This is a genomic window from Burkholderia aenigmatica, from assembly GCF_902499175.1.
GTDB classification, from domain to species: Bacteria; Pseudomonadota; Gammaproteobacteria; order Burkholderiales; family Burkholderiaceae; genus Burkholderia; species Burkholderia aenigmatica.
In genome coordinates, this window is sequence record NZ_CABVQC010000124.1 from 1 (window position 1) to 7,958 (window position 7,958).

Here is a 7,958-nt window from a genome sequence, read left to right on the forward strand (position 1 = left end):
GCCGCCGCGCCCGACGCCGATGACGCCGCCGCGACCGACGCAGCGGGTGCGGCCGGCGCGAAACGCAAGAAGAAGCCGGCCGCCGACAAGCCCGTGAAGACCGTCGACAAGCTCGCGAAGCTCGGCCTCACGCGTTCGATCGATCTCGTGCTGCATCTGCCGATGCGCTACGAGGACGAAACCACGCTCACGCCGATCGGCGAGCTGCTGCCGGGCGGCATCGCGCAGGCCGAAGGTGTCGTGTTCGACAACGAGGTCGCGTACCGGCCCCGCCGCCAGCTGGTCGTGAAGATCCAGGACGACGACGGCGAGCACCTCGTGCTGCGCTTCCTGAATTTCTACGGCTCACAGGTCAAGCAGATGGCCGTCGGCCAGCGGCTGCGCGTGCGCGGCGACGTGCGCGGCGGCTTCTTCGGGATGGAGATGGTGCATCCGGCGGTGCGCGTCGTCGAAGCCGATGCGCCGCTGCCGCAGGTGCTCACGCCCGTCTATCCGAGCACGGCCGGCGTGTCGCAGGCCTATCTGCGCAAGGCGATCGAGAATGCGGTCGAGCGCACGCCGCTGCCCGAACTGCTGCCGCCCGAGATCCAGCGCGATTACCTGTTGCCGCTCGACGTGCCGTCGCTCGAGCAGGCGGTGCGGATCCTGCACCACCCGCGCGTCGATTCCGACGAAGCCGCGCTGATGGACGGCTCGCATCCGGCGTGGACGCGCATCAAGTTCGAAGAACTGCTGGCGCAGCAGCTGTCGCTCAAGCGCGCGCACGAGGAGCGCCGCACGCGTGCGGCGCCCGCGATGCCGCGCCGCGCCGCGAGCGATGCCGATGCGCTGACGACCCGGCTCTACGCGGCGCTGCCGTTTACGCTGACGGGAGCGCAGGGGCGCGTCGTCGACGAGATCGCGAACGACCTCACGCTCGCGCACCCGATGCAGCGCCTGCTGCAGGGCGACGTCGGCAGCGGCAAGACGGTCGTCGCGGCGCTGGCCGCCACGCAGGCGATCGACGCCGGCTACCAGGCCGCGCTGATGGCGCCCACTGAAATTCTCGCGGAACAGCACGCGCGCAAGCTGCGTGCGTGGCTCGAGCCGCTCGGCGTCACGGTGGCGTGGCTCGCGGGCAGCCTGAAGGCGAAGGAGAAGCGCGCGGCGATCGAGGCGGCCGCGCTCGGCACCGCGCAGCTCGTGATCGGCACGCACGCGATCATCCAGGACACCGTCGAATTCGCGCGGCTCGGCCTCGTGATCGTCGACGAGCAGCACCGCTTCGGCGTCGAGCAGCGGCTCGCGCTGCGCGCGAAGGCCGCGAATGCGGCCAACGGCGCGCGCGACTTCCAGCCGCACCAGCTGATGATGTCGGCCACGCCGATTCCGCGCACGCTCGCGATGACGTATTACGCGGATCTCGAGGTCTCGACGATCGACGAGTTGCCGCCGGGCCGCACGCCCGTGCTGACGCGCCTCGTCGGCGATGCGCGGCGCGAGGAGGTGATCGCCCGCGTACGCGAGGCCGCGCTGACCGGGCGCCAGGTCTACTGGGTGTGCCCGCTGATCGAGGAGAGCGAGACGCTGCAGCTGCAGACGGCCGTCGAGACTTACGAGACGCTGGCCACCGCGCTCCCGGAGCTGAAGGTCGGGCTCGTGCACGGCCGGCTGTCGCCGGCCGACAAGGCGGCCGTGATGGAAGCGTTCACGCGCAACGACGTGCAGCTGCTCGTCGCGACGACCGTGATCGAGGTCGGCGTCGACGTGCCGAACGCGTCGCTGATGGTGATCGAGCACGCGGAGCGCTTCGGCCTCGCGCAGCTGCACCAGCTGCGTGGCCGGGTCGGGCGCGGCACCGCGGCGTCGGTGTGCGTGCTGCTGTACACGGGGCCGCTGTCGCTCACGGGCCGCGAGCGCTTGAAGACGATGCGCGAGACGACCGATGGCTTCGAGATCGCACGGCGCGACCTCGAGATCCGCGGCCCCGGCGAATTCCTCGGCGCACGCCAGTCGGGCGCGGCGATGCTGCGCTTTGCGAACCTCGAGACCGACGGCTGGCTGATCGATCCGGCCCGAGAAGCCGCGACGCGGCTGATTGCCGCGTATCCCGAGATCGTCACGCAGCATCTCGCACGCTGGCTCGGCGCGCGCGAGCAGTATCTGAAGGCCTGATTCGCGGGTCGGAGCCGGATTTCAAACCGCCGTTTGAAGCATTCCGATGCAGAGAAACTTGGCGAACCGGTGTCACAGGGTGTATAAATTAAACCTATCGCTTGTATATCTCTGATTGACCCACAATGACGCTGACTGAATTGAAATACATCGTCGCGGTTGCGCGCGAACGGCATTTCGGCCGCGCGGCCGAAGCATGCTTCGTGAGCCAGCCGACGCTGTCGGTGGCGATCAAGAAGCTCGAAGACGAGCTCAACGTGCAGATTTTCGAACGCGGTGCGAGCGAAGTGAGCGTGACACCGATCGGCGACCAGATCGTCACGCAGGCGCAGCGCGTGCTCGAGCAGACCTTCGCGATCAAGGAGATCGCGAAGCAGGGCAAGGATCCGCTGGTTGGCCCGTTCCGCCTGGGCGTGATCTACACGATCGGGCCGTACCTGCTGCCGACGCTCGTCAAGCAGATGATCCAGCGGGTCCCGCAGATGCCGCTGATGCTGCAGGAAAACTACACGCTGAAGCTGCTCGAACTGCTGAAGCAGGGCGAGATCGACGCCGCGATCATGGCGCTGCCGTTTCCGGAAACCGGCTTGATGGTGCGCCCGCTGTACGACGAACCGTTCGTCGTTGCGCTGCCCGCCGGCCATCCGTGGGAAAAGCGCGAGGAAATCGACGCCGAGGACCTGAAGCAGGAAACCATGCTGCTGCTCGGCAACGGCCACTGCTTCCGCGATCACGTGCTCGGCGTGTGCCCGGAGCTGATGCGCTTCTCGCAGACGGCCGACGGCATCCAGAAAACCTTCGAGGGCTCTTCGCTGGAGACGATCCGCCACATGGTCGCAAGCGGTGTCGGCATCACCGTGCTGCCGCGGATGTCGGTTGCCGAGGTCGGCCCGCGCGCGAACGGCCCCGATGCCGAACTGCTGTCGTACGTGCCGTTCAACGAGCCGGTACCCGACCGCCGCGTGGTGCTCGTGTGGCGCAAGAGCTTCACGCGGATGCCCGCGATCGACGCGATCAGCGACGCGATTTCCGCGTGCGAGCTGCCGGGCGTCGCGAAGCTCGACATGCCGGCGACGATGAACTGAGCACGCTGCAGCATGCACATGTGGCAGCACGATGAACGGGGTCTTGCGACCCCGTTTATTTTTCTCTATCGCATAGATTAAATTTATCAAATTAAAAAATTCAATAGATTTAGATAGAATCCTCACCATGGATCGGCGTGAAGTCGACGACTGATCCACACGTCGAATGCAAGCGTCAAAGGAGGGTGTCATGATGCAGTCGGTATTGCAGCGCGCGCAGCGGAACATCCCGTCGCGCGACGCGGTCGTACATCGCGCCAGGGCGGCGGTTCGCAGCCTGCGTCCGATTGCGTTCGCGTACCTGGCGGACCGTGTGTATGGTGGCTGAACGCCGCCTCGCGCGGGTTCAGCGTTCCCCCGCATCACCCGCCGTCAAGCCATGAGGGAGCATCGCATGTCCGAAAGCTGGAATACCGTCCGCAGCGCCGGCACGACGCCTGCCGGTAGCCGGTTCCCCGAGCGTCCCGCCTGCGGTGCATCGCAGCGGGAGCGCGCGTCACAGGCCACGCACGACATCCCGTAGTACGACAGGAGGACCAACCTGTTCCGTTTCCCATCCCCGCAATGACACTCCGCCAACCGCGCCCGGCATGCCGCCGGAGCGAACGGGTGGAGTCATATGAGCAAGCCAAGGAGAAATCGCATGTCGAACGAAACGAAGTGCCCGTTCAACCACACCGCTGGTGGCGGCACGACGAACAAGGACTGGTGGCCGAATCAGCTTAACCTGAACATCCTGCACCGGCATTCGGCATTGTCCGATCCGATGGACAAGGATTTCGACTACGCCGAAGCGTTCAAGAAGCTGGACCTTGCGGCGGTGAAGAAGGACCTGCACGCGCTGATGACGACGTCGCAGGACTGGTGGCCGGCCGACTTCGGCCACTATGGCGGCCTGTTCATTCGCATGGCCTGGCACAGCGCCGGCACGTACCGCACGGCCGACGGCCGCGGCGGCGCGGGCGGCGGGCAGCAGCGCTTCGCGCCGCTGAACAGCTGGCCGGACAACGTCAGCCTCGACAAGGCGCGCCGGCTGCTGTGGCCGATCAAGCAGAAGTACGGCCGCAACATCTCGTGGGCCGACCTGCTGATCCTGACCGGCAACGTCGCGCTCGAATCGATGGGCTTCAAGACCTTCGGCTATGCCGGTGGCCGCGTCGATACGTGGGAGCCGGACGACGTGTACTGGGGTTCGGAAAAGATCTGGCTGGAACTGAGCGGCGGCCCGAACAGCCGCTACTCGGGCAAGCGCGACCTCGAAAGCCCGCTCGCCGCGGTGCAGATGGGCCTCATCTACGTGAACCCGGAAGGCCCGGACGGCAACCCCGACCCGGTCGCCGCCGCGCATGACATCCGCGAGACGTTCGCGCGCATGGCGATGAACGACGAAGAGACGGTCGCGCTGATCGCGGGCGGCCACACGTTCGGCAAGACGCACGGCGCCGGTCCGGCCTCGAACGTCGGCGCCGAGCCGGAAGCCGCGGGCCTCGAAGAGCAGGGCCTCGGCTGGAAGAGCACGTTCGGCACGGGCAAGGGCAAGGATGCCATCACGAGCGGCCTCGAAGTCACGTGGACGTCGACGCCGACGCAGTGGAGCAACGACTTCTTCAAGCACCTGTTCAGCTACGAATGGGAGCTCACGAAGAGCCCGGCCGGCGCGCACCAGTGGGTCGCGAAGGACGCCGGCGACGTGATTCCGGATGCGTTCGACGCGTCGAAGAAGCATCGTCCGACGATGCTGACGACCGACCTGTCGCTGCGTTTCGATCCGGCCTACGAGAAGATTTCGCGCCGCTTCTACGAGAACCCGGCCGAGTTCGCCGACGCGTTCGCGCGCGCATGGTTCAAGCTCACGCACCGCGACATGGGCCCGCGTGCCCGCTATCTGGGCCCGGACGTGCCGGCCGAGCATCTGCTGTGGCAGGACCCGATCCCGGCCGTCCATCACAAGCTGATCGACGACGCCGACGTCGCGGCGCTGAAGGCGAAGGTGCTTACATCGGGCCTGTCGGTGTCGCAGCTCGTGTCGACCGCATGGGCGTCGGCTGCGACGTTCCGCGGTTCGGACAAGCGCGGCGGTGCAAACGGTGCGCGTATCCGCCTCGCGCCGCAGAAGGACTGGGAAGTGAACCGTCCGGCCGAACTCGCGAAGGTGCTCGCGACGCTCGAAGGCGTGCAGAAGGCGTTCAACGACGCGCAGACGGGCGGCAAGAAGGTATCGCTCGCCGACCTGATCGTGCTGGCCGGTGCGGCCGGTGTCGAGCAGGCCGCGAAGAACGCGGGCGTCGCGGTGACGGTGCCGTTCGCACCGGGCCGCGCGGATGCGTCGCAGGAAGAGACCGACATTGAAGCGATGGCGGTGCTCGAGCCGGTTGCAGACGGCTTCCGCAACTTCCTGAAGCACGCCTACCAGACGCCGGCCGAGGCACTGCTGGTCGACAAGGCGCAACTGCTGACGCTGAGCGCACCCGAGATGACGGCACTCGTCGGTGGCCTGCGCGTGCTCGGTGCGAACGCCGGCGATGCGAAGCACGGCGTGTTCACCGACCGTCCGGAAGCGCTGACGAACGACTTCTTCGTGAACCTGCTCGACATGGGCACGGAATGGAAGCCGGTGTCGGCCGCGAACGACGTGTTCGAAGGGCGCGATCGTGCAACGGGCAAGGTCAAGTGGACCGGCTCGCGCGTCGACCTGATCTTCGGCTCGCATGCGCAACTGCGTGCGCTGGCCGAGGTGTACGGCAGCGCGGATGCGAAGGAGAAGTTCGCACGTGACTTCGTCGCGGCCTGGAACAAGGTGATGAACCTCGACCGCTTCGACCTCGCGTGAGCGTCGCCGTGCAGTAGTGCAGTAGTGCGGTAATGCAGTAACGGGAAACGGCCGGTCATCCAGCCGGCCGTTTCTCCCTGACCCTGGGTTTCGTTGAAGGAGTGACGATCATGACGCAAATGAAGTTGAACATGCGCGCCGCACTGGCGGCGCCGGCCGAGATCGCGCGGTACGTAGTCGGATTCGCGATCGTCATCGGCGGTGCGGCCGAACTGGCGTCGCAGGCGCTGCACGCGATCGCCTGAGCGCGGCGTTTCATGCGCCACGCGTAGTGGCGAGCACTGTGTGCGAGTGGTGTGGTGTAGACAGGCAGGTAACCCGATTCGCTTTCATGGCTCCGGTTGATTGAATAAGGAGTCCAGAACATAATCGGGAAGACTCCCGTTGGCCGGATCAACATCGGCATCAGCGACAAGGACCGCAAGAAGATCGCGGAAGGCCTGGCATGAGGCGGTCGTACGCACCGCGCGCGCAATCTTCCCGCTCGCTGATGCGACGAGCGACGAGCCGACCGCCGACCTGTTGACGCAGCGCTTGCAGACGCATGAAAAACCCGCGTGGATGCTGCGGTCGCTGCTCGCGTAGGCGTGCAACGCGCGCCAGGCTGGCAGAAGCCCTCGCGCGCCGCTCCGGCCCTGATTGATCCGCCTGCATCGGGCCGAGCGCAGGCCGGTGCGCCCGACGGGTCCGCGCGTGCGCCGGCTCTGTCCCTTGATTGATGCGCTTTGCGGCTCGGCCGTGTGCAGCGGGCACGCGCAGCGCGCTGGTGTCCCGCAGCTACCGCCCGCCAGCTGCGCCGACATGACGCGAAGCACCGCTCGGCTCTAAAATGCCGGGGTTATCTTCCCGGTGCTTCGCCATGCTTGCCCGCTTTCCCCTGTATCTGCGGCTCGTCCGGATGGACAAGCCGATCGGCAGCCTGCTGCTGCTGTGGCCGACGCTCAACGCGCTGTGGATCGCGTCCGACGGCCATCCGCGCTGGCCGCTGCTCGTGATCTTCTCGCTCGGCACGCTGTTGATGCGCTCGGCCGGCTGCGCGATGAACGATTACGCCGACCGCGATTTCGACCGCCATGTGAAGCGCACGGCCGACCGGCCGCTGACGTCGGGCAAGATCCGCGCGTGGGAAGCCATCGCGATCGCGGTCGGGCTCGCCTTCATCTCGTTCCTGCTGATCCTGCCGCTCAACACGCTGACGAAGCAGCTGTCCGTCGTCGCGTTGTTCGTCGCGGGCTCGTATCCGTTCATGAAGCGCTTCTTCGCGATTCCGCAGGCGTATCTCGGCATCGCGTTCGGCTTTGGCATTCCGATGGCGTTCGCGGCCGTGCAGGACACGGTGCCGACGATCGCGTGGGTGATGCTGATCGCGAACATTTTCTGGTCGGTCGCGTACGACACCGAATACGCGATGGTCGATCGCGACGACGACATCAAGATCGGGATCCGCACGTCCGCGCTGACGTTCGGCCGCTTCGACGTCGCGGCCGTCATGCTGTGCTACGCGGTGACGCTCGGCATCTACGTGTGGATCGGCGTGACGCTGGGCTTCGGCCTCGCATACTGGGCCGGCTGGGCGGCGGCGGTCGGCTGCGCGCTGTATCACTACACGCTGATCAAGGACCGCGAGCGGATGCCGTGCTTCGCGGCGTTCCGGCACAACAACTGGCTCGGCGGCGTGCTGTTCGCGGGCATTGCCGTGCATTACCTGCTGGCAGGGAGCTGAGCTTCCCGATCTGTCCGCCGGCGTCATGTCGTGCGGATCGCAGCAACAAAAAAGCGGCCTGGGCCGCTTTTTTTGTTGGTCGTGACCCATCCTGAAATAGGTTGACACTTTTTCGCCGAAGCGAAGAGGTGCCAAGTGGAGCAAGGGATCAAACGAACGCAGCGGG

Annotated in this window: 6 protein-coding genes and 1 pseudogene; all 7 read left to right on the plus strand. The window is 66.3% G+C overall.

The genetic code is table 11. The features are described from left to right. On the plus strand, positions 1-2,154 hold a 2,154-nt coding region (gene recG / locus BDO18943_RS41795; protein WP_175026650.1), incomplete at its 5' end, for an ATP-dependent DNA helicase RecG. A gap of 125 nt (positions 2,155-2,279) precedes the next feature. Continuing rightward, positions 2,280-3,239 carry a hydrogen peroxide-inducible genes activator gene (locus tag BDO18943_RS41800; RefSeq protein WP_043189592.1) on the plus strand — a complete coding sequence of 320 codons (960 nt, stop codon included), beginning with the start codon at positions 2,280-2,282 and terminating at the stop codon, positions 3,237-3,239. A gap of 394 nt (positions 3,240-3,633) precedes the next feature. After that, a complete protein-coding gene (locus BDO18943_RS43030; RefSeq protein ID WP_260865392.1) occupies positions 3,634-3,762 on the plus strand; it encodes a hypothetical protein in 129 nt (42 codons plus the stop codon). A gap of 120 nt (positions 3,763-3,882) precedes the next feature. After that, on the plus strand, positions 3,883-6,069 hold the full coding sequence (katG, locus tag BDO18943_RS41805; protein WP_175026651.1) for a catalase/peroxidase HPI: 2,187 nt from the start codon (positions 3,883-3,885) through the stop codon (positions 6,067-6,069). Positions 6,070-6,179: 110 nt separating this feature from the next. Then, positions 6,180-6,314: a hypothetical protein gene (locus tag BDO18943_RS43035; RefSeq protein WP_260865393.1), complete on the plus strand. Its 135-nt coding sequence runs from the start codon at positions 6,180-6,182 to the stop codon at positions 6,312-6,314. A gap of 199 nt (positions 6,315-6,513) precedes the next feature. Continuing rightward, positions 6,514-6,654, plus strand: a pseudogene (locus BDO18943_RS41810) (ferritin-like domain-containing protein); the annotation flags it as partial. A gap of 274 nt (positions 6,655-6,928) precedes the next feature. Further along, entirely contained in the window at positions 6,929-7,792 is an 864-nt protein-coding gene (gene ubiA / locus BDO18943_RS41815; RefSeq protein WP_043189588.1) for a 4-hydroxybenzoate octaprenyltransferase, read from the plus strand. The last annotated feature ends 166 nt before the right edge of the window (positions 7,793-7,958 follow it).